At 50.2% G+C, this 21038-nt stretch carries 20 protein-coding genes; 9 read left to right on the forward strand and 11 right to left on the reverse strand.

Annotation, left to right across the window (positions count from 1 at the left end; all coding sequences use genetic code 11):
- Nucleotides 1-10 precede the first annotated feature (10 nt).
- The 3 genes from ACN4EK_RS18705 to ACN4EK_RS18715 form a co-directional block, all read right to left on the reverse strand.
- A complete protein-coding gene (locus ACN4EK_RS18705) occupies nt 11-553 on the reverse strand; it encodes a MogA/MoaB family molybdenum cofactor biosynthesis protein (protein WP_431659636.1) in 543 nt (180 codons plus the stop codon).
- Nucleotides 522-1862, reverse strand: a complete 1341-nt coding sequence (locus ACN4EK_RS18710; protein ID WP_431659638.1) for a sensor histidine kinase — start codon at nt 1860-1862, stop codon at nt 522-524. Before ACN4EK_RS18710 ends, ACN4EK_RS18705 begins: the two co-directional genes overlap by 32 nt.
- 291 nt (nt 1863-2153) lie before the next feature.
- Entirely contained in the window at nt 2154-3068 is a 915-nt protein-coding gene (locus ACN4EK_RS18715) for a GlcNAc-transferase family protein (RefSeq protein ID WP_431659640.1), read from the reverse strand.
- A 150-nt stretch (nt 3069-3218) separates the two neighbouring features.
- Here ACN4EK_RS18715 and ACN4EK_RS18720 point away from each other — a divergent pair, with 150 nt between their 5' ends.
- From ACN4EK_RS18720 to ACN4EK_RS18730, 3 genes are all read left to right on the forward strand, one after another.
- Complete coding sequence (locus ACN4EK_RS18720; RefSeq protein ID WP_431659641.1) at nt 3219-4868, forward strand: peptidoglycan recognition protein family protein; 1650 nt, start codon at nt 3219-3221, stop codon at nt 4866-4868.
- A gap of 18 nt (nt 4869-4886) precedes the next feature.
- A complete protein-coding gene (locus ACN4EK_RS18725; RefSeq protein WP_431659643.1) occupies nt 4887-5375 on the forward strand; it encodes a TIGR00725 family protein in 489 nt (162 codons plus the stop codon).
- 186 nt (nt 5376-5561) lie between these two features.
- Nucleotides 5562-5837 carry a DUF7219 family protein gene (locus ACN4EK_RS18730; RefSeq protein ID WP_431659644.1) on the forward strand — a complete coding sequence of 92 codons (276 nt, stop codon included), beginning with the start codon at nt 5562-5564 and terminating at the stop codon, nt 5835-5837.
- Nucleotides 5838-6001: 164 nt separating this feature from the next.
- Here ACN4EK_RS18730 and wecB read toward each other — a convergent pair whose 3' ends face one another.
- Both wecB and ACN4EK_RS18740 read right to left on the reverse strand, forming a co-directional pair.
- Nucleotides 6002-7117 carry a non-hydrolyzing UDP-N-acetylglucosamine 2-epimerase gene (gene wecB, locus ACN4EK_RS18735; protein WP_431659645.1) on the reverse strand — a complete coding sequence of 372 codons (1116 nt, stop codon included), beginning with the start codon at nt 7115-7117 and terminating at the stop codon, nt 6002-6004.
- Nucleotides 7118-7267: 150 nt separating this feature from the next.
- On the reverse strand, nt 7268-7642 hold the full coding sequence (locus ACN4EK_RS18740; RefSeq protein WP_431659646.1) for a hypothetical protein: 375 nt from the start codon (nt 7640-7642) through the stop codon (nt 7268-7270).
- Nucleotides 7643-8266: 624 nt separating this feature from the next.
- On the opposite strand from ACN4EK_RS18740, the gene ACN4EK_RS18745 reads away from it, so the two are divergent.
- Nucleotides 8267-8947 carry a bL12 family ribosomal protein gene (locus tag ACN4EK_RS18745; protein ID WP_431659647.1) on the forward strand — a complete coding sequence of 227 codons (681 nt, stop codon included), beginning with the start codon at nt 8267-8269 and terminating at the stop codon, nt 8945-8947.
- Between the two features lie 140 nt (nt 8948-9087).
- On the forward strand, nt 9088-9444 hold the full coding sequence (locus ACN4EK_RS18750) for a hypothetical protein (RefSeq protein WP_431659648.1): 357 nt from the start codon (nt 9088-9090) through the stop codon (nt 9442-9444).
- 268 nt (nt 9445-9712) lie between these two features.
- Here ACN4EK_RS18750 and pruA read toward each other — a convergent pair whose 3' ends face one another.
- Nucleotides 9713-12709 carry an L-glutamate gamma-semialdehyde dehydrogenase gene (gene pruA, locus ACN4EK_RS18755; RefSeq protein ID WP_431659650.1) on the reverse strand — a complete coding sequence of 999 codons (2997 nt, stop codon included), beginning with the start codon at nt 12707-12709 and terminating at the stop codon, nt 9713-9715.
- 268 nt (nt 12710-12977) lie between these two features.
- Between pruA and ACN4EK_RS18760 the strand changes: the two genes are divergently transcribed.
- The 3 genes from ACN4EK_RS18760 to ACN4EK_RS18770 all read left to right on the forward strand — a co-directional run bounded on the left by ACN4EK_RS18760 (nt 12978) and on the right by ACN4EK_RS18770 (nt 16166).
- Nucleotides 12978-13988: a multicopper oxidase domain-containing protein gene (locus ACN4EK_RS18760; RefSeq protein ID WP_431659651.1), complete on the forward strand. Its 1011-nt coding sequence runs from the start codon at nt 12978-12980 to the stop codon at nt 13986-13988.
- Nucleotides 13989-14119: 131 nt separating this feature from the next.
- Nucleotides 14120-15148 (forward strand): helix-hairpin-helix domain-containing protein, encoded by a 1029-nt coding sequence (locus ACN4EK_RS18765; RefSeq protein ID WP_431659652.1) that lies wholly within the window; start codon nt 14120-14122, stop codon nt 15146-15148.
- Between the two features lie 94 nt (nt 15149-15242).
- Nucleotides 15243-16166: an FTR1 family iron permease gene (locus ACN4EK_RS18770; RefSeq protein ID WP_431659653.1), complete on the forward strand. Its 924-nt coding sequence runs from the start codon at nt 15243-15245 to the stop codon at nt 16164-16166.
- A gap of 15 nt (nt 16167-16181) precedes the next feature.
- On the opposite strand, the gene ACN4EK_RS18775 is transcribed toward ACN4EK_RS18770, so the two are convergent.
- From ACN4EK_RS18775 to prfB, 4 genes are all read right to left on the reverse strand, one after another.
- Nucleotides 16182-16649: a diacylglycerol kinase family protein gene (locus ACN4EK_RS18775; RefSeq protein ID WP_431659654.1), complete on the reverse strand. Its 468-nt coding sequence runs from the start codon at nt 16647-16649 to the stop codon at nt 16182-16184.
- 153 nt (nt 16650-16802) lie between these two features.
- Nucleotides 16803-17324: an rRNA maturation RNase YbeY gene (gene ybeY / locus ACN4EK_RS18780; RefSeq protein WP_431659656.1), complete on the reverse strand. Its 522-nt coding sequence runs from the start codon at nt 17322-17324 to the stop codon at nt 16803-16805.
- A 10-nt stretch (nt 17325-17334) separates the two neighbouring features.
- Nucleotides 17335-17547, reverse strand: coding sequence for a DUF3285 domain-containing protein (locus tag ACN4EK_RS18785; RefSeq protein WP_431659657.1), 213 nt, complete (start codon nt 17545-17547; stop codon nt 17335-17337).
- A 135-nt stretch (nt 17548-17682) separates the two neighbouring features.
- Nucleotides 17683-18796, reverse strand: a protein-coding gene (gene prfB, locus ACN4EK_RS18790) for a peptide chain release factor 2 (RefSeq protein WP_431659714.1) whose coding sequence is annotated in 2 segments (ribosomal slippage) — nt 17683-18723 and nt 18725-18796 — 1113 coding nt in all. Because the reading frame shifts where the segments join, the coding sequence is not laid out codon by codon here.
- Nucleotides 18797-19119: 323 nt separating this feature from the next.
- Here prfB and ACN4EK_RS18795 point away from each other — a divergent pair.
- Nucleotides 19120-19905 carry an RNA polymerase sigma factor SigF gene (locus ACN4EK_RS18795; protein ID WP_431659658.1) on the forward strand — a complete coding sequence of 262 codons (786 nt, stop codon included), beginning with the start codon at nt 19120-19122 and terminating at the stop codon, nt 19903-19905.
- Between the two features lie 130 nt (nt 19906-20035).
- Here the strand turns inward: ACN4EK_RS18795 and ACN4EK_RS18800 are convergent, their stop codons facing one another.
- Nucleotides 20036-20941 (reverse strand): 4-hydroxybenzoate solanesyltransferase, encoded by a 906-nt coding sequence (locus tag ACN4EK_RS18800; RefSeq protein ID WP_431659715.1) that lies wholly within the window; start codon nt 20939-20941, stop codon nt 20036-20038.
- Between the last annotated feature and the right edge of the window lie 97 nt (nt 20942-21038).

Genomic DNA, 21038 nt, shown 5'->3' on the forward strand with positions numbered 1-21038 from the left:
TCTAATATCGCTACTGCCGGAGTTGACTGACTAAATGCCGTAGTTCTGGCAAGATCAGTTTCTCCATCGCTAGCATGACGGCGTTCGTGGAACCGGGGAGCGAAAAGACGAGTTTTTGCTGAAACACACCCGCGATCGCGCGGGAGGCAATGGCGCGGGAACCAATCTCCTGATAGCTTAACCAGCGAAACAGTTCACCAAAGCCGGGGAGCGTTTTTTCCAGACAACCGGCGATCGCGTCATAGGTGGTATCTCGGGGAGCGATGCCAGTGCCACCATTAAAAATGCAGGCATCCAGTTCGGGCTGTTGGCTCAATTGGGTAAGCTGCATCTGAATTTGCTCAGGTTCGTCTTTGACCAGCCGATAGACCCCAATTTGATGACCCGCCGTTTGCAGGAGTTGTTGAATGGTTGCTCCACTGCGATCGGTTTCTGGGGTGCGGGTATCGCTGACGGTAATGACCGCACAGACGATCGTGATCTCGGGCGAGGTAGGGTGCGGTAAGTGATCCATCAATACGTCAAGGATGATGAATAGGTAGTAGAACTTCAAAGGTAGTTCCCTTACCCGGTTGTGTCCAGAAACTAATCTGTCCAGCGTGTTTTTCGATGATAATTTGACGGCTAATCGCCAGTCCTAATCCAGTTCCTTGACCGACGGGTTTTGTCGTAAAAAAGGTGTCGAAAATCCGCTCCTGAACGGCGGCAGGAATGCCACTGCCATTATCACTGATCTGGATCGCTACCCAACCATCGGCATGGCGATCGGTCGGATGGCTACAGGATTGCGTCGTAATCGTAATTTCTGCTTGCCAGGAGTCATGGGGTGGTTGCTCAATCAAGTCGGTCAGAGCATCGATCGCGTTACCAATCAAATTCACAAATACCTGGCTTAATTGTCCTGCGTAGCCGCTAATGCTGGGAATAGCCTGATAGTTTTTAGTGACTTGAATATGATGTTTCAGTCGATTACTGAGGATTAATAAGGTATTGTCTAAACACTCCTGTAGATCAACGGGGCGTTTGCTGCCTTCATCAAGGTGGGAAAAATTTCGCAGCGCACTAATAATCTTTTTTAAACGTTCTGCACCCATTTTCATACTGTTAATTACTTGAGGTAGATCGTTAACCACAAACTCAAATTCGATCGCTTGCTTAAATTGTTCTACCTGAGTCGAAGGTTGAGCCAGTTCAGTATCGTAAACCTGTAATAGTTGTAATAAATCCTGACTGTAATTGGATAGATATTCCAGATTGCCCCAGATAAAGTTGACTGGATTCATAATTTCATGGGCAACTCCAGCCACCATTTCTCCCAAACTTGCCATTTTTTCAGTTTGTAGCAGTTTGGCTTGCGATTGTTCATCTAATAACTGTGTAGTTAATTGATGAATGCGGGACTGGGCTAAAAATAAATGGTGAATATCTAATAAGCGATATTCCGTGGCATTCAGTTGCACCACGATCGGTTCATATAACACCTCCGGTGGACGCTCTAGCGATTGTTGGACGGCTGCCACGATCGGGGTATTGCCGGGTAAGACGAGGACGGGAATGCGACCAAATTCATACATCACCCGCAGCGATCGTTTAGAAAAAATTTCTAACCCATAGGGACGGCTCATCGATTCTAAAAACCGTCGGCGCGAAATCATGCCTAAAAACTGTCCGGCATCTCGCAGAATCACCCCTGGCAATAGTGGGTTAGCTTTGAAGGTTGCAGTCACTTCAATCCCTAAACAATCTGCTTCAACTTGATAATCATGTAAGACTAAATCAGCTAATTGTGATTGTAATGTGAGGCAAATACGAGATAGATCGGGTGTAGAAACGACGGACGCTGGCTCTAGAGTTTGCATCATGACTTACGGCTAAGATAAGGAACACAGGTGATTAATGCTGTCGTTAATATCCGAAAATTTACTTTTGCAATCAAATAATTAACTTTCTAACCAATGCTTAACCAATAGTTAACCATTGGGCAAATTGATACCTTTATTCAAACCACAAAACATCAAAAAACGAAATAACTTAATCCTAATTTTCGATGAAGTTTGGGTAAAACCAACTTGCCTATGGATTGGAGCGACTGGACTGGACAATGTTTCCCTGGTTAAGCAGGGCTAGGAACGCAAATATGGGTTGTTCAAGTATTAATGATGTAGCGAGATCGTTGGAATGCCTTGACGTGCTGATTCGCTCAGCGATCGCTGTTGAAAATTGACCCCACTAAAGGCTTGATAGTCCTGTAAACTGCGACTGTGCCCTAAGCCGTAGTGGGCAAGTTCCCCCAACTCCGGCTCTGAGCCCAATAGCTGTCGGAGGCGTGTTTGGGCAATTTGTTCCAGTTGCCACCAGTGGGAATGGTCTTCCCAGTGTTTTGGTTTACCAGACCGTCCATATTCGTGATAGCAAACAATTTGGTTGGGGTGGTAAATATCCCATCCATGCGTCCATGCCCGCACCGCTAAACTGGTTTCTTCACCCTGAAAGTAAAGCTGGGGATCGTAGGGAACCTCTTGGATAAATTGAGCCGAGGCGAACCAAAATCCGGCGGCGATAAACATGCCTAACTGCGGACGAATGTACTCAGCTAAACTCCGTTGACTGACTAAACTTAAGGTTCCTGATTCTGTAAAATGGGCAGCCCCCAGAGCCGTTGGCTCACCATTGGGATAGAGAAAATCGGGTGGGGTGTAGGCAGGAGGATAAGCTGTCAGGATGGCTTTTGGACTGGGGCATTGATGGATCAGGTGCAATAGCAGATCGTCCCAACCATAGACAAACCGCATGTGGCTATCGATTTGCAGGGTATAAGGTTCCCCATCCCACATCGCCTGGGTTTTTGCCCGTGCCCAGCAGACCCCCTGGCTGCGATCGCTATCAATCAACAAAATTTGGCAACGTCCCAGGTGTTGCCAGGGAATCGCATCCACCCCCAGCTTGCCCTGCCACACAATGCCAAAGGACAGGCGATCGGGGTGGGCAGCCTTTTGGATCGCATCCTGTACGGTGGCGATTAACTCGGGATCACGATAGCTGGCGATTTGCACGAAAATTTGTGACATAAGTGACCCAGCCCAGTGGGAGTCTCAGTAGCGGCTAAGTTCGCGCTCGATCGGCATCCATGATAACTTTTCCCTTCCTCTTTCCCATTATTCATTTCCTGATGTACTCTGGTGTCGATGACTGGCAGACAATGACAGTGAGGTTTCGCCATGCTGAAAGTAACCCAGGCTCCACAGGGCCCCATTTTGGTTGGTCAAGAATTTACAATCATGGGGACTGCCTCAACCGATTATGCTGGCAGAAACCTGAGCTTGATCATTGACGATCGCTTCCAAACGGCGGGGCCTCAGATTGCGGCAGATGGTATCTGGCGGGTACGCTTTGTGTTTCAGCAAGCGGGTAATCGGCGGATGAGGATTGCGGTGGGTAACGAAGGGGTGGATGTGCCACTTCAGGTGGTGACTAGCCTACCGCCAGGATTTGCTCAATTACAGTTTCTCAATCCACCTACCCAGATTGAGGCAGGGCAAACGGTAACGTTAATTGGGGAAGCGAATAACTATCCCGAAGGGGCACAACTGATCCTACGGGCAGATCAACGGTTCGATCTTGCCCGTCCCTATGTGCAAACGGCGAAATGGCAAGCGTCGGTGTTATTTACCCAAACGGGCAGACGGTTACTCGAAATTATTGGCAGTGGGCAGGACAAAGCCCAAATTTATCTGGATGTGGTGGCGGCAATTCCTCAACCTCCCCGCCTCAAGTTCACTACCATTCCCGATCGCGTCCAAACCGGGCAAACAGTCGTAATTGCGGGGGAAGCCGCCAATTATCCTGATGGGACGCAGTTATTGCTGCGAGTCGATCGCACCTTTGAGATTTCTCGCCCGACGGTAACCGCCCAAAAATGGCAAGCCCCCGTTGCCTTTAGTGCAGCTGGAACTCGGCTTCTGGAAATCATTGCCTCGGAGCAGGACAAAGCTGAAGCGACGATCGATGTGATTACGCCACCGCAACCGCCGAGAACGCCCCGAGTCAGCTTTACCAGTGTGCCGTCCCAACTCGCCGTGGAACAGGTGGCGACAATTAGTGGCAATGCCGAAAACTATAATGATGGTGCTCAGTTGGTCTTGCGAGTTGATCAGCAGTATGAAGTGGCTCGTCCGCAAGTTCAGGCGGGGAAATGGCAGGCTAACCTCTTGCTGCGGCAGGCGGGGCAACGGTTAGTAGAAATTATTGGCTCGGAGCAGGACAAAGCCCAGGTGACTATTACCGTAGTGGCACCCCCGACGACGACTTTTCGCGTCTTCCCGCGCAGTACCTGGACGAGTTTGCCCACCCCGAATGAGTTACCGAACCTTCAGCCGTTGCGGATTACGCTGCACCATACCGCCCTCAGTGGGGCACTGTCGGGAAGCGCGACCCAGGCTCAGGAAATTAGCCGGATGCAACTGATCCGTAACAGTCATGTGAATGGCAATGGCTGGAGCGATGTGGGCTATCACTTTATCGTCATGCCCAGTGGCAGAGTCTATGAAGCCCGATCGGAGCGCAAACGCGGTGCCCATGATGTGATTAATGATGGTTTGGGGGTGGCATTTGATGGCATTTACACCTCTCAGACGATTACTCAGGCGCAATATGAAGGGGCAGTGGCGCTCTGTACCTTACTGTGCAAACGCTATGGCATTAACGATCCCGTAACTCCTGTCCCGACTCCTACCGCCGATTTTGGCACTCGCAGTCTGCCCCGGATCTGTGGACACCGAGATCGCGTTAGTACCGCCTGTCCTGGCACAGAGGGAGGACGAACGGTGCGGTTGCCAGAAATTCGGCAAGCAGTGAGGGCAAATCTGTAGCCCTAATTGTGCCAATCCATGCAAATTATTGGCGTGATGGGGCCGGGTGAACAGGCAACGGTGCAGGATCAGCAGGTTGCCTATGATCTGGGCTACCAGATTGCCCAGGCGGGTTGGGTCGTGCTGACGGGTGGGCGCAATACTGGGGTGATGGAGGCGGCGAGTCGGGGAGCGAAGGCAGCAGGTGGTTTAACGATCGGCATTCTACCCACCCGCGATCGCCGTCAGATGTCCACCGCCGTTGATTTGGCGATCGTCACTGACCTGGGAAATGCTCGCAATAATATCAATGTGTTATCCAGTGAAGTGGTGATTGCCTGTGGCATGGGGGCGGGAACGGCTGCCGAAGTTGCTCTGGCGATCAAAGCGGGTAAACCGATGATTTTGCTCAACACCGCTTTAGAATTTCAACAGTTTTTTCTCCAATTATCGAATCAAACGGTGTTTGTGGCGGAAACGGTGACTGACGCGATCGCGATCGTTCGTCAACAACTTAACTCTGATTAACAAAAAACGATTACCAGGTCGATGTTCGCTAGCGCACACCAATTCAACCCTGGAGTGGTTTACAACTAATTTAGGGAGGTATGCGTTATTGGAATCACGCTACGATCGCATTAAGAACGATGAATTTTCCGTTCGCTCTCCCCGTTTGTGTCTGGTTAGCGTCCACCTTACCCCCAACTTCTGCCTGTGGCTGACACTACCAATAAAGATAATTTCTTCTATCCTACAGCCCGTTACCGAGGCGAGTTCACGCCCGAACAACTTGCCTTCAATGCGAATCTGCAAGAGTTTGCCCAACGAGTATCCCTGATTTGTGGTTTGGAAACGGGTGGCAAAATTTCCTCTAAAGATGCTTATTACGAAATTAAGCAAATGTGGGAGCAATTACGGCTTTCTAAACGAGAACTGTTAGATGCCGCCGCTCCACCGCGACCAGAGTTACCCGACGACAATGAGACGTGAGATGAAGCAGATGGGGAGCATGGGGAAGATTAGGAAGGTGGGGAAGGTAGGGGAGATCAGGGAGACTAAGATGTTTACTGTGCCAACTCCCACACTATTCCACCTTTGCCATCTACCTCACCTGCCTCATCCTCCTTACCCTCCCCATCCCCTCCCGAGAGGCACTACAGACCAAAAAACTGCTTAACAATCTGCAAAATTCTCTCGGCGGCGTGACCATCACCGAAGGGATTAACGGCGGTTGCCATTTCGTTGTAGGCAGTTTGGCTGGCTAATAACTCACTAGCTGTTTCCAGAATGCGATCGGGATTTGTGCCAATCAGTTTGGCGGTGCCTGCCATAATGGCTTCGGGGCGTTCGGTAGTTTCTCGTAACACTAAAACGGGTTTGCCTAAACTAGGGGCTTCTTCCTGCAAGCCACCGGAATCGGTGAGTAGCAAATAGCAACGCTGAATCGCTCCCACCAGTTCAGCATAATCTAGAGGTTCGGTTAAAAAGGCGCGAGGATGATCGCCCAAGATCGCTTGCAGGGGTTCGCGCACAGTGGGATTGCGGTGCAAGGGTAACAGCAGAGCGGTATCGGGAAACTTATCTAGAATTCGCAGAAATCCTTGGGCAATATCCTGTAGTGGTTCTCCCCAGTTCTCGCGGCGATGCACCGTTGCCAGTAAGACTCGATGGTGTTGCCAATCTAACCCAGGGATGTTGCAATTCGGTTGCTGCGCGGCAACGGCTAACAGTGCATCAATCACCGTATTTCCAGTTTGATGAATGTCACCCACAATGCCGGATTGTTGCAAATGCTCTACAGCCAGAGAAGTTGGCGCGAAATTTAGCCGTGTTAATTGGGAAATTAATCGCCGATTCGCTTCTTCAGGATAGGGATTATAGATATCATCGGTACGCAATCCTGCTTCCACATGCCCCACAGGAATTTTTTGGTAGAAAGCAGCTAGAGCGGCGGCAAATGCGGTAGTCGTGTCACCCTGTACTAACACTAATTGGGGTTGTAGGTCTTGAAATAGAGTCTCCAATCCTTGCAAACTGCCGCAGGTAATACTGGTCAGGGTTTGCTTCGGTTGCATAATTGCCAGATCAAATTCTGCTTGCAATTGAAATAGTTGCATGACTTGATCTACCATTTCCCGATGCTGTCCTGTGAGAATCACATGAGTATCAAACCGGGAACAGGCTTTGAACTGTTGAATCACCGGAGCCATTTTGATTGCCTCCGGACGAGTTCCCACAATGATGCTAATTGGAAGGGGCGGTTGCGACATCAGGATCGAAGGTTGAGAACGACAGGAATAAAAAACCTTTTCTATCCTAAAGGGTGATTGCAATGACTAAACAATAAAAAACCCGGTCGCAACCGGGCATAACGGGGAAACATTGTACGAAGGAAGCTAAACGTTCTGCAAATCAATCAACTATTCACGAACGGCACAGGTTAGGGGGCAGGAGGCATATACCGAAGTGTGATTGGGGTTAGCTTCACCACCTAACCAGCGCAACCAGTGAACTTCATGGGGATGCACACCTTTTAGAGTTAGGGCGGCAGCACCGAGGAGAATGCCCAGGATGTTAATTCCAATGATGCTACCAGCAACTAACAAAACGGCACTAACTGGCATGACAGATTGAAGAATGACTGCTAACAAAGAGCCGATCGTTACCATTAAAATGACTAACGGAAAGCCAACAACCAACAAACAAACTGTTAGTGTAAATGCCCAAACTAAAAAGCTTTTTAGCATTAACAATGCATACACCTTTTTAAAGCTTTGGCTCTGAGATAACGCCATGCCTCTTCCTCCTGGGGTTTGCAGCAATTGAATTAAGCGGAATTCTTTGGAATACTTACAAAAAGTGATCCCCACCACTTGGGATCGGTGTAGACATCAGTATAGGGAAAATACAGAGGGAAGATAAGCCGTTGTTGGATAATTTAACAGTCGTTTTCAGTTGTTTATGTTTTTTTGGGTAGCGTTTTTCGACTGAAAGTGCTGTCTGAAACCTGCTGTAGTTCTGGGGTGAAACGATATAACTGGAGCTAGATCTGGCTTCTAGAGAAATTCTCCGATCGCGGTTTGATTGGGTTGTCATCCTCAATTTCACAGCGTTTCAGTCAAATCCCTATAACTTTACGTTTCTTATTGAAATCCGGGCTTTCTCTCATATTGCTGTTGTTGGACTGAATGCAGAATTATGCTTGATTTCAGGAGCTTTCAGCTGCTAATCGCAGATCAATTCTGGCTATACCTGATGCACTGGCAAAAAACGTTGCAATTCCCGATCGCCCTGAATGGCAACTGAAAACTCTTTTTTGGGACAATAATTGATAGGAGTCAAATCCTGTTTGGCAATTTATGAACTGAATTGACTGAGGTTAAGATCGCGGCAATCAAATATTGCGAACGGCGGTGATTATGAAACCATTGAGCAAAACCATTGCCATTATTCTGTTAATGTTGGGTGCGCCGTTAACGATCGCGATGTTAGTTGAGGCGGCTAATCCCAAAGCACCGGATCGGGATGGGGCGATCGCAGCTGTCATTTTATTTGGTTTACCACCAACGGTGTTGGGTAGCTGGATGTTAATTGATGGGCAGCGAAAGGATCGATTAGCGGCACACGATCGACTTCAGTCCCACTTCTTTCAGATATTGCAACAACAGCAGGGTCGAGTTACGCCCTTAAATTTGGCAATGGCAACGGGAGTATCGGGTCAGGCGGCAAAAGTCTTTTTGGATGCAAAAGCGAAGGAATTTGATGCCAATTTTGAGGTGGATGAGACGGGCAATGTTCTCTACTGCTTTAGTTTAGGCAGCTACCCACCGGCGATCGCGGCAACTCCTTCATCCTTAGATCTACCTGTGGGGGGACGGACGGAAACGATCGAGGTGATTCTGGAAACCGTCCCATCGTCACAGAAAATTGCGGCAATTAAAATTGTGCGAGAACAGACGGGTTATGGCTTAAAGAAAGCCAAAGAACTGATAGAAGCGGTTCCTGTCACAATTTGCCAGTCCGTCTCCCTGGCGGAGGCGGAGAAAATTCAGCAGCAATTCACCGCGATCGGGGCTACGGTGCGAATTATGACGAAATGAAACGGCGATCGTTCGGTTACTACGATCCTTGTTACAGAACGACATCATTTTCACTGGGATAGAAACTATATAGTGAGTTCAGATTCCTCTGGTCAACGCTACGTCAACCGGGAATCTGATTCAGTTAGGAGGCACTTGCCATGAATTCCGATCGCTCGGCATCGTCTGATGGTTACGCGGCAACGAATCAAGCGTTTTCGTCTCAGGTTTCTAAATCGGTGTTAATTGGCTCCTCGGTGCCGACTGATCCACCCCATGCCAATACCACGATGCTGAATTACGATGCCCTGCCTGCTAATCCGCGCCCTGCTAATGTGACCCTCCTGGCAAATGACACGATCGTGCCCACCGATCGACCCCCGGTTAACGTCTATTCCTTACTCGACAAAGCGATCCCGACTCAGAAACCCTATGTTAGTAAGACGCTACTGATTTCTGAGTCACTTCCTACACCTCCGCCTTCCATTCATACAACCTTGCTGAAGGACACCCCTTAACCTTGGCGAAGCTCGGCTCGGTTCCCTCCTTGTGAAGGCTACCGTGTATACATAAGTGATCAAATCTAGCCGAAGCACTGACGAACCGCCCCCCAACCCCCAATTCTGGGGGAGCCGAACCATTCAAAGTCCCCCAGAATTGGGGGCTTAAAGCCCTGCGGGCATACCAGAAAAGGGGGCTAAAAGGATCAAACGAAGTCAGCCTCAATTTGTGTGTACACAGTAGCCTTGTGAAGGAGGGTTAGGGAGGAGCGGCTCGATCGCGGCTCTAATCGGCTCCCTCGATCGGGGCGAAGCCTTGCCGTTGGATATTCTCCGTCACCACCCGAGGTTCCAGGAATTGCAGCAGATAATCGGGACCACCCGCCTTAGACCCAACCCCCGATAGCTTAAAGCCACCAAACGGTTGTCGGGCGACGATCGCCCCGGTAATGCCGCGATTGATATAGAGGTTGCCGACTTCAAACTCGCGTTCTGCCTGCTCAATATGTGATGGAGTGCGGGAATATAGTCCTCCGGTTAAGGCAAAGTTGGTGCCATTGGCGATCGCTAAGGCTTCCGTAAAGGTCGCGGCTCGTAATACGGCTAATACAGGCCCGAAGATCTCTTCTTGGGCGATCGTGTGCTCTGGTTGCACATCCCGGAAAATTACCGGCCCAACAAAATAGCCACCATCGGGAGCCGCCATTTCCAGGGCGACTTCACTCTGCATTCGTCCTTTTTCGATGTACTCCTTGATGCGATCGCGGGCATTGGCATCAATTACCGGACCCACTTTGCTGCTGGGATGTTCGGCAATACCGACGTTGAGCGATCGGGTGGCTTCCACCAATCGTTGCAGGAACAGATCGTAAATGGGTTCTAGAACAATCACCCGTGAACAGGCAGAGCATTTCTGCCCACTGTAGCCAAAGGCGGACTGCACTACGCCTTGCACCGCTTGATCCAGATCGGCACTTTCATCCACGATGATGGCGTTTTTGCCGCCCATTTCAGCGATCACCCGCTTCAGATGTTTTTGTCCCGGTTGCAAGATCGCGGCATCCTGATAAATCCGGCAACCCACCTCCTGCGATCCAGTGAAAGTAATCATGTGGACATCGGCATGTTTAACCATGTGTGATCCCACGGTGGAGCCTTTACCAGGAACGAATTGGAACACTCCCGCCGGAATTCCCGCTTCCACCAGAATTTCGGTCAGTTTGGCGGCGATCACCGAAGAGACTTCCGCCGGTTTCAGTAAGGTGCAGTTGCCAGCCACTAACGAGGCGACGACCATCCCGATTGGAATCGCTAAGGGGAAATTCCAGGGGGAAATGACTAGCGAAACTCCTCTAGGTTGGTAGCGGTAGCGATTGGTTTCTCCTGGAAAGTCGTAAGCCACTCCCTGTTCTAATCGTTCCATTTCATCGGCATAGTAACGGCAGAAGTCGATCGCCTCTGACACCTCTGGATCGGCTTCCCTCACAACTTTGCCCGTTTCCAAGACCATCCAAGCAATTAACTCCTGGCGACGTTGCTCCATTAAATCAGCCGCTCGCCGTAGAATATTCGCCCGTTCCCTGGCAGGCGTGTTCTTCCAGGCTGGAAAGGCAGCTTTTGCCGCTTGAATCGCTTGGTCTGCCTGTTCCACCGTGATTAAACCAATCCGCCCCACCTGTTCGGCACAGTTAGAGGGATTCAAGGACTCAACATAGTTGGCAGTGGTGACATATTCCCCATTAATCAACGGCAAATAGGTTTTACCCAACTGTTGCCGCACCTGTTGCAACGCCGATCGCACCGCTTCCCGTGGCTTGACTTCGGCATAATCCGTATCCGCCACATTCTGAAATCGCTGGGGATGATCCGTGGCAACTCCATCGCTCCCCATCTCCCCAACCTGCCCCATCTCCGCCATCACCGGAGCCGCTAACAACTCCTCGATCGGGCGTTCCTCCAAATTCTGCCGCAGGAAGGAACTATTGGCGGTATTCTCCAGCAATCGCCGGATCAGGTAGGACATACCGGGAATCAATTCACCATAGGGGCAATAGACCCGCACCCGATAGCCTTTGTCCGCGATCGCCTTGGCTAACTTATCCGCCATGCCATAGAGCACCTGGCATTCAAAATTACGGGGGGGAATCTTCAGACTCTCAGCGATCGCGATCGCATGGGCTTGAGTACGGACATTATGACTGCCGATCGCCGCATACAAATGCTGATGATTTTCCAGTAACAACCGTGTCATCGCTTCATAGTTGGCATCGGTTGCAGCTTTGTCATTAAAAACAGGTTGCTGCCAATCTTTTTGTACCGCTTTAATCGTTTCCTGATCCCAATACGCCCCTTTCACCAACCGGACTGTCACCGGAGTCCCCCGGTGTTTTGCCCACTCAATGACATCTTTTAAGTCAACCAAACTGTCACGTAAATAGGCTTGCAGAGTGATGCCAATATCGCTACGAGAACGAAATTCCTCTTCCAATAACAGTGCTTTGAGAATCTTTAAGGTGATGTCTTTGTAGGCATACTGCTCCATGTCAAAATGGACGGCTGCTCCCAGTTCTTTTGCTCGTCGCAGCAAGATCCGGATGCGATCGCTGACCTTCTCCTGACTGCCCTGTTCATCCAAGGGATCAAATTGGGAATAAAATGCCGTCAGTTTGACTGATACTTGCACCGATGACAGGGTTTCACCATTGGCTTGATCAATCTGCGGCACCGTTGACCACCGTTGAGCCGCCTCACTCAGTTGCGTCATCAACTCTAGATAACGCTCTAGATAGGATTTCGCCTCGACTTCAGTGATCACCGCTTCCCCTAACAAATCCACCGTGAAGGTCATCCGGTCTTTGCGTAGCCGCTCGATCGTTTTAATCACCTGTTGGATGGTTTCCCCGGCAATATACTTATGTGCCAGGGTTTCCACCGCCGTCGAAAGGGTGGTCGCCGCGATCTGTCCCGGCATGGAATCGGGATTGGCAAATCCCAACAGTCCTTTTAAGGCGGCGGGTAGTTCCACCGTGGCATCGCCCAAATATTCCTGTAGGTGACGGGCAATTTCTGGTTTACTCCGCAGGGATGGCAAACAGTCAATTAGCCGAAACAACTGGACTCGCAACCCCGGATGGCTCATTGCCCAACCCAATAGCTTGTCATCCCAGCGCATTTGATCGCGCATTTGTGCCAGGAACGATCGACTTTCACGAGTTGCCGACAGCAGTTGACGGGCGATCGCCTGAGTTTGTTGTTCGTAAGGGTTGGCAGCAGACGTAACCACAGCGAGGACTCCTATGAGCGCAATGATGAGGAAGCGGATTGATTAGAGTTCTTTATCAATTCTACCGCCGCTAGTTTAACGTCGGTTATTGATCTGGCTTCCTTCTGTTCACTGTTCACGAACTCGGGATCACGGACTGTTCACTACCAACTTCTTAATGAGAAATCTTGCTAAGTAGATCGAGATAACGTTAGCATCCGAATGCAGAGTAAATCGCAATACTGTCGCAGGTATTGCTGACGGTAAGGCATAGGCGATCGAAACCCGCATGACAGAGCAAGATGAACTAGGGAAAGTAAATTGGCAACGGCGACAACTCTTAAAACTAGGACTGGGCGCAGGTTTGGGAGTGGCAGGAGCCGCGATCGCTGTCAAGAATTTTTGGAAACCGGACTCTGACTCAATGGTGCATGTACCACCAATGGGTAAGGATACCTGGAAAGGGGATCCGGCGACGAATCCCATGCGAGTATTGCGGGATTTTGACTATGGTACGGTGAAGCAGGTGGATGGTCGGACGGTGCGGGAATTCCGGGTAGAAGCGAAAACTACCCCGATTCAGTTAAACAGTGCCACCTCGTTTATCACCTGGAATTTGAATGGTCGCGTTCCCGGTCCTACCCTCCGAGCCAAGCAGGGCGATCGCATCCGGGTGATTTTCTACAACCAGGCTGGACATGCCCATTCCCTGCACTTTCATGGGGTGCATCCGGCTGAAATGGATGGGATTCGTCCGATTCGGAATGGCGGTGTGATGATCTACGAATTTGATGCCGAACCCTATGGAGTCCATCTCTACCACTGTCATGTGTCTCCGGTGACGCGGCACATTGGCAAGGGATTGTATGGCATGTTTATTATTGATCCGCCAGAACCTCGTCCTCCAGCCGATGAAATAGTCTTAGTTATGGCGGGGTATGACACGAATGACGATCGCCGGAATGAGTTATATGCCTTTAATGGCATCCCCAATTACTACATGGAACACCCGATTCCGATCCAACAAGATCAACTGATTCGGCTGTATGTCCTGAATATGATTGAATTTGATGCCGCCGCAACCTTTCATCTGCACGCCAATTTATTCCAGGTTTATCCCACTGGACATACGATGATCCCTGCCTACGCGACAGATGTGATCACGATGGGCACAGCAGAACGTCATATTTTAGAATTTTCCTTCCAGTATCCCGGCAAATTTATGTTTCATCCCCATCAGGATGTGATCGCGGAGTCGGGATGTATGGGGTGGTTTCAGGTAATGCCAAAGAATACTTAAAGTTTTCGCAAGTTAATTGACATTAATTCTCAAAGATAGCAGGATGAAATTGGTAGACTTTGACAGATTGCCACGACTTAACTGAATTGGTTGTGGTGAACGAATATTGACATGGAAGGAGTATTCAGACAATGGGGTTTTCGCGACGATTTTTTCGCTATCTGGTTGTAGGGGTTGCCTCACTCTGGTTAATGATTGGGATTAAAGCCTGTGCTAGCCCAACCACGCAGCAAACCACAACCCCGTCGCAGCCCACCGCTACCAGTACCGAGGTCGCGAGTAACCCGATCGGCGCGAAGAAAATTAATATCAACACTGCAATCTTGTCTGAACTAGACAAATTAGAGGCGCAATTAGCGGTTCCAGCCCTATCCCACAAAATTCAAGCCAGCCGACCCTATGGCAGCACTGAGGAACTGGTGAGCAAGAATGTGGTGAGTCAGGCGCAGTTCGATCAAATTAAAGACCAACTGACGATCGAGGAGATTGTGCTGACTGGGGAAGCCAAAGATATCGACTACATGACGAAACTGGGACTGATGAAAGGTCACATGCTTGTGGCGGGGGAATTACTGGCTCTGCAAAAACCGGAGCAGGCAGAACCCCATCTTGGTCATCCTGTTGAAGAAATTTATGTCGATCTAGAAGAACAACTGGGTGAACGGAATGTCACTCCGTTTAAGGATGTGTTGACGCGGGTGCAGGATCTGGTCAAATCGAAACCCAATGATCCGCAGATCCAAACGGACTATCAGGCAGCCATGACTGCGATCGATCAAGCGATCGCGGCTCTCCCAGAGACCCAACGTAGCAATCCCAAATTCGTCTTGCCTGTGATCAACGGTATGTTGGAAACGGCGACAGCAGAATATACGGCGGCGATCACCGATGGTAAGGTCAAAGAAGCGATCGAGTATCAAGATTCACGCGGGTTTGTTGCCTATGCTCAGGATGAACTCTACACGAGCATTGAACCCCAGATTACCAAAGCCGATACCACTGCCCATGATCAGATGACAGCGGCATTTAAGCAACTGCGAACCGCCTGGCCGGAGCCGATTCCACCCGCAACTCCAGTCATGACCCCCGACCAAGTGGCTGCCAATGTGAAGCAGATTGAGCAGGCAGGGACTCCGGTATTAAAAGCCTCTGCATCATAAATCTATTGTGCTTTAACGCTACCTCCCGTCCCCCTTGGTTTAAGGGGGATTTTGAATTGGTTTCCTTTCTGAACAAGGCTACGGGATATATTCCATGAATTTCGGCGCGTTCTTACCAACATTTGTCATTACCCTGCGGGAAGGGGTAGAAGCTGCCCTGGTGGTGGGCATTGTCCTGGCATGTTTGAAAAAAGCGCGGCAGTCTCACTTGAATATCTGGGTCTATTTCGGTGTCCTGGTCGGAATTCTCGCCAGTGCCATGATTGGTCTACTGTTTGGCTGGATCATTCAAGCTCTGGGAGCCATTAGCCCGGTTGCCGAACAATTATTAGAGGCAGTCTTTGGCGTTTTGGCGATCGTTCTGCTGAGTTGGATGCTGATCTGGATGACGCAACAGGCTCGGTACATGAAGTCTAATGTTGAAGGATCGATTCATGCTGTACTCAATCAGAGCAGTTTGGGCGCGGCCTGGGGCGTATTTGGACTGATCTTCTTTGCTGTCCTGCGGGAAGGCTTTGAAACAGTGGTATTTATTATTGGCAATCTGCAACAAGGATTTTTCGCCAGCTTAGGGGCACTGATTGGTTTAGGTGCGGCAGCCGGGATTGGCGTGTTGCTGTTTAAGTGTGGGATTCGCCTGGATCTACGGCGGTTCTTTCAGGTGATGGGGGTCTTATTACTATTAGTCGTGGCAGGGCTAGTCGTGACGACCCTGGGACATTTAGATGCCGTCATGCAGACGTTAGCCAGCCAGAACCGAGCCTCAGAATCGCTCTGTTTCTACTATGAGCGCTTTACCCGAGTCCATTCCTGTGTTTTGGGTGCTGCTGTTTGGGATTTGTCTAAAATTCTGCCAGAAGATAATTTTCCGGGAGCAATTCTCAATGCTTTATTTGGCTATACCCAACGGCTTTATGTCGTGCAGGCGATCGCCTATGGTCTGTTTCTACTGACGATCGGGGGCATTTATTTTCAAAGTCTGTCTGGGCGGCTAGGGTCTGCTAAAAAAACGACCTGAATTACCTCGGGTGGCTCAGGATAAGAGAGCCGATACTTTCATCCACAGCCTGGGTAGGAGTAAGGTAACGGCTACGCCGATCGATACTAAGGCAGAAATTAGGACGGCGGCGGCAGCACAGTCTTTGGCGATTTTGGCTAACTCGTGATAGCTCTGTTTGACCGTTAAATCAACCACCGACTCGATCGCGGTATTGAGCAACTCCATGGTTAGCACCGCGCCGATCGTCAGTCCAATCACCGACATTTCTACGGCACTGAGATGCAGGTATAACCCTAAACCAACGGCTAAAGCCCCTAAAACAACGTGAATCCGAAAGTTGCGTTGGGTCTGAAAGGCGTAACTCACCCCTGCCCAGGCATACTTAAAACTGATCAGCAAACTGGGAGCCACACGCCATGCTAGATCCCGCTTAAATTTTGCTGTCTCTGCCACTTTGCCATTAGAAGGATCGGAATTTTGCGTGGAAAGTTCAGATGGCATAGACCGAAACGAGGAAAGGGATAGTTGCCTGTAAAGCAGGTTGGCGCAGGATCATAGTTATCTACGATCGCGGCTGACTGGAACAAGACGACTGGCAGAACATCAGGTCATGGCTGAAGCTAACATCATCTTAAGTCCAGGTTGCCCAACAGACTATGACGAATATAATCCGTCCTGAATTGAAAGACCAACCGTATTCAGCAGCTTTTGCTGTTGCTTTAACATTTGCCATAAACTCTCATCATCGGGGTGATCCCATCCCAGTAAATGGAGCAGACCATGTGCCGCTAACCAGGCTAGTTCGGTAGACATCGCATGTCCCTGGGTTTCAGCCTGCCGTTGTGCCGTCTCCAGGGAAATCACAATATCTCCCAAGTATAGGGGTTCCTCTGAGTCGAAATCATCTACCAGGGGAGCCTCTACTTCTAAAGCAGCAAACGCCAGGACATCGGTGGGTTTATCCTGCTGGCGATATTGGGCATTCAGGGTTTGAATTTCGCGATCGTCGGTTAGTCGCAAACTCAGTTCATACGCCTGAATGGACGATAGATCGGGTTGCAACACAGTCAACCACTGCAAAAACCAGTTCTCCCAGGTTTCCGGAGGAATGGAGGTGGATAAATGATTCGGCTCCAACTCAGCCAGACTCGCCTGGACACATACTTCAACCTGCATAAATCCTGTGCTATCGCGTTAGATAAGCGAGCCCAACGAAGACTGACACCAACGCGATCGTGGTCAGAACAAAGTGTTTTAAGGATTTGCCCCGTTTCCGCACCATATTTCGCATTGCCAACTTGACATAACTGGGTGGCGGCGTTGTAGGCGCAGGATTACTGCTTTCTGGTGTTGTCTCTGCCGGTGATGAGACTGTTGATGCTTGAACGTCTGTTTCCATAACAACCTTTGGGTCAGGCAACCTTGCTTTAACTAAAGTAACAATTTCTGGCAACTATCTGCCTGATTGAAACAGCGATCGAGTTAGAGGAGTGGCAACCGATGCGATCGTCCCTCCTCTAGCCAGCGTTTCCGCTTAAACATCTACAAGCTGATTTTCTTGGCGGAGATAGGCTTGGATAAAGGGATCAAGGTCGCCATTCATGACATCCGTAATCGCGGTGGTTTCGGCTCCCGTCCGCAGATCTTTGACCATCTGGTAGGGATGAAACACATAGTTGCGGATCTGGTTGCCCCAGGACGCTTCCACCATGTCTCCCCGAATATCCGCAATTTCCTTGGCTTTTTGTTCCTGGGCAATTACCAGCAATTTAGCTTTCAACAGAGCCAGCGCCTTTTCTTTATTCTGAAGCTGCGATCGCTCTTCTGTACAGCGCACCATTAATCCCGTGGGAATGTGAACAACTCGAACGGCAGTTTCTACCTTGTTCACGTTTTGTCCGCCCTTGCCGCCAGCCCGAGATGTGGTGATCTCCAGATCTTTGTCAGGAATCTCAAGTTGCACCGAGTTGTCTAAAATCGGCATCACTTCTACCCCCGCAAAGCTGGTTTGGCGTTTGCCATTGGCATTAAACGGCGAAATCCGCACCAGGCGATGAGTCCCCTTTTCCGCTTTCAGATAGCCATAGGCATAGCGCCCCTCGACTTCCAGCATGGCAGATTTAATCCCTGCTTCGTCTCCTTCCGAGAGTTCCGCTAGATGGACTTTATAGCGGTGATCCTCTGCCCAACGGGTATACATCCGTAACAGCATTTCTGCCCAGTCCTGAGCATCGGTGCCGCCTGCCCCAGCATTAATTGTTAGTACCGCCCCATAGGCATCATAGGGATCTGACAATAATTGCTGAAGTTCCCACTGATCGAGTTCTCGGCTCAGTTGGATGACATTCGACTGGGCTTCCTGCAACAGCGATTCATCCTCCTCCAATTCCAGGAGATCCAGAACGGCTCTGGCATCCTCTAAGCTGTTGCGCCACTGCTCAAGCTGCTGAAGATGGGACTTCAGATCATTCAGTTCTTGCAGGGTTTGCTGGGCACTCGTTTGCTCATTCCAGAAGTCGGGCTGGGCAGCGAGTTGCTCTAAATCTCGAATTTTTGCCGTCAAAGCGGGTACGTCAAAGATAGTCCTGGGCTTTGCCCAGGCGATCGGACAACGTTTCTACCTCGCGTTTAATTTCCAATGCTTCCATAGATAGTCGATCGTTCACAAGACGCTTCTCATTTGATCTTAGCGGTTTGGGTTGAGATGTCATGTCTTTCCCTGGGAAAAGTAGGCATTGCATTACGTTGTTTGTCCAAACGTAAATCGACGCGATCCATCGGGCTTGCAGTCATTAACCCGGTAGGGGCTGCCTAAAAATTCCCGCTTAATCAGGGGTTTTGCCGAGTCGTTTACGTGTTTATGCCGAAACCCGCCGAAGAGGGCTGGCGGAGTACCGTAGATCGACGATGGTTTCTCTCCTACGAAGTACAGACAATAAACTCAACTCTGATGTGAAAGGTGACTTGCAAGATGATGGCTACTCAACCTTGTGTTCGCTCGCGTGGGATGGATCTCTTAGTTGCTTACCACCGCAATCCCTCCGTCAAGCTTCGGAATCAGCTCGTCCAGTTAAACGCTGGTCTAGTTAGAAAGATTGCTCACCGGATTAGCCATCAATGCGCCGAGCCTTACGAAGATCTGGAACAAATTGGCTTTCTGGGGCTGATTCGGGCAATCGAACGGTTTAATCCCAGTCAAGGATGTGCCTTTAGCTCGTTTGCCGTTCCCTATATCCGGGGTGAGATGCTGCATTTCCTTCGCGATCGTAGTGGTACTGTTAAGATTCCCCGTCGCTGGCAACAACTCAACAAAGCGGGACAAAAAGTTCGCGAAACCCTGGAGGAAGCTTACGGTCGCCAACCGACGGACGAAGAAATCGCTACAGAACTCGGTGTTTCCGTCTACGAATGGCGCGAAAGCAAGTTAGCCACCAAGAATCGCCTCCCCCTCAGCCTGGATGCCACCGTCTCCCAGCAAGTCGATTCCCCGACCACCCTTGGCGAAACCCTGCCCGACACCCGTTGCTTGAGTATGCAATACCTGGAAGAAGATCGGCAGCAACTTCAGCAAGCGCTCAGCCAATTAGAAGATAAAACCCGGCAGGCGATCGAGTTTGTCTTCATCAAAGACTTGTCTCGCAAAGAAGTAGCTGAACGGATTGGCGTTAGTCCCATGACCGTGACCCGCCGCATTCACCGGGGCGTTCAGCAAATGGTGTCCTTTCTGCAACCCCAAATGCTGCAAACCGACCCGTAAGCCTTAAACCTGTAGCTGAATAACTCCAGATTTATCACCTTTCCATTTTGTATCTGGCTTGCTCCCTGGATTAGCACCCCCTGCTAGTCCAGTTTTTTTATGGCAGTGCAGGTATGGCAGCAGCGACGTGTTACAGCAAAGTGCCCGCTACCATGCCCGCTAATAGCACTAGCCCAATCCAAACATTTTGGCGAAAGAGTTGCCCATAGGTGGCGTGGGGAATGGTTTTGAAGGATAAGCGATAGTATTGCCGTGCCCACCATCCGGCGGCGATCGCTAATGTCACCCAGAAGCCCCCACTTAACTGCATGACTATACCAAGACCCGCCAGTAGGACTACGGTTCCCGCTAGAAAGCTGCCGACGGCATGAGCCGCATACCGTCCAAAAAATAGGGCGCTGGAATTTACCCCAATCCGCCGATCGTCCTCGCGATCGGACATGGCATAAATCGTATCAAAGCCCAGTGTCCACAAGACGGTAGCGCCCCAGAGTAACCAGGTTGGTGTTCCCAGACAAGCCGTTGGTGCAGGGGTAGAGCCACAACTGACAGCACTCCAGCTAATCAACACGGCAAATCCCCAGGCGATCGAGAGCACCAGTTGGGGAATGGGAAATACACGTTTGGCTAGGGGATACAGCACAATGACTGGGACAGCCGCGACACAGAGCCAGAATGTCAAAGGATTCAGGTACAGGGACAAGACCCAGGCGCAGCCAAAGGCGATCAATGCCACGACTAAACCAATCTGAATGGACAACGATCGGGCGGCTAGAGGTCGGTGGCGGGTTCGTTCCACTTTTGGGTCGATATTGCGATCCCACAAATCATTGACAACACAACCAGCCGCACTGGTGGCTAGTGTGCCAAGTACAATCACCCCAATCAACGGTAGGGGTGGATAGCCCTCTGCCGCTAATACGACTGCCCACAGGGCTGGAATCATTAAAATCAAGCGTCCGGCAGGTTTATCCCACCGCAACAAGCGAATAATGGTTTGCCAGGTTGGTTCAGAGCGATCGGGCTGAGTTAGCATCACAGATCAGAAAATCCACTAGGGACGATTCTAATCCAGTTCTTCAACATCAGGACTACTGGCTCTTTCGCTCCCCCATCTTCCCCATCTTCCCCAT

It is taken from the genome of Pantanalinema rosaneae CENA516 (genome assembly GCF_050753385.1).
Classification (GTDB): Bacteria; Cyanobacteriota; Cyanobacteriia; order Leptolyngbyales; family Leptolyngbyaceae; genus Pantanalinema; species Pantanalinema rosaneae.

Excerpts from the sequence above, each read along its gene's own strand:
- ACN4EK_RS18715 (WP_431659640.1), bottom strand. The coding sequence starts at position 3,068 with ATGTCACAAATTTTCGTGCAAATCGCCAGCTATCGTGATCCCGAGTTA.
- ACN4EK_RS18740 (WP_431659646.1), bottom strand. The coding sequence starts at position 7,642 with ATGGCGTTATCTCAGAGCCAAAGCTTTAAAAAGGTGTATGCATTGTTA.
- ACN4EK_RS18720 (WP_431659641.1), top strand. The coding sequence starts at position 3,219 with ATGCTGAAAGTAACCCAGGCTCCACAGGGCCCCATTTTGGTTGGTCAA.
- ACN4EK_RS18800 (WP_431659715.1), bottom strand. The coding sequence starts at position 20,941 with ATGCTAACTCAGCCCGATCGCTCTGAACCAACCTGGCAAACCATTATT.
- ACN4EK_RS18770 (WP_431659653.1), top strand. The coding sequence starts at position 15,243 with ATGAATTTCGGCGCGTTCTTACCAACATTTGTCATTACCCTGCGGGAA.
- ACN4EK_RS18745 (WP_431659647.1), top strand. The coding sequence starts at position 8,267 with ATGAAACCATTGAGCAAAACCATTGCCATTATTCTGTTAATGTTGGGT.
- ACN4EK_RS18710 (WP_431659638.1), bottom strand. The coding sequence starts at position 1,862 with ATGATGCAAACTCTAGAGCCAGCGTCCGTCGTTTCTACACCCGATCTA.
- ACN4EK_RS18785 (WP_431659657.1), bottom strand. The coding sequence starts at position 17,547 with ATGGAAACAGACGTTCAAGCATCAACAGTCTCATCACCGGCAGAGACA.
- wecB (WP_431659645.1), bottom strand. The coding sequence starts at position 7,117 with ATGTCGCAACCGCCCCTTCCAATTAGCATCATTGTGGGAACTCGTCCG.
- ACN4EK_RS18775 (WP_431659654.1), bottom strand. The coding sequence starts at position 16,649 with ATGCCATCTGAACTTTCCACGCAAAATTCCGATCCTTCTAATGGCAAA.
- ACN4EK_RS18760 (WP_431659651.1), top strand. The coding sequence starts at position 12,978 with ATGACAGAGCAAGATGAACTAGGGAAAGTAAATTGGCAACGGCGACAA.
- ACN4EK_RS18795 (WP_431659658.1), top strand. The coding sequence starts at position 19,120 with ATGATGGCTACTCAACCTTGTGTTCGCTCGCGTGGGATGGATCTCTTA.
- ACN4EK_RS18725 (WP_431659643.1), top strand. The coding sequence starts at position 4,887 with ATGCAAATTATTGGCGTGATGGGGCCGGGTGAACAGGCAACGGTGCAG.
- ACN4EK_RS18765 (WP_431659652.1), top strand. The coding sequence starts at position 14,120 with ATGGGGTTTTCGCGACGATTTTTTCGCTATCTGGTTGTAGGGGTTGCC.
- ybeY (WP_431659656.1), bottom strand. The coding sequence starts at position 17,324 with ATGCAGGTTGAAGTATGTGTCCAGGCGAGTCTGGCTGAGTTGGAGCCG.
- ACN4EK_RS18750 (WP_431659648.1), top strand. The coding sequence starts at position 9,088 with ATGAATTCCGATCGCTCGGCATCGTCTGATGGTTACGCGGCAACGAAT.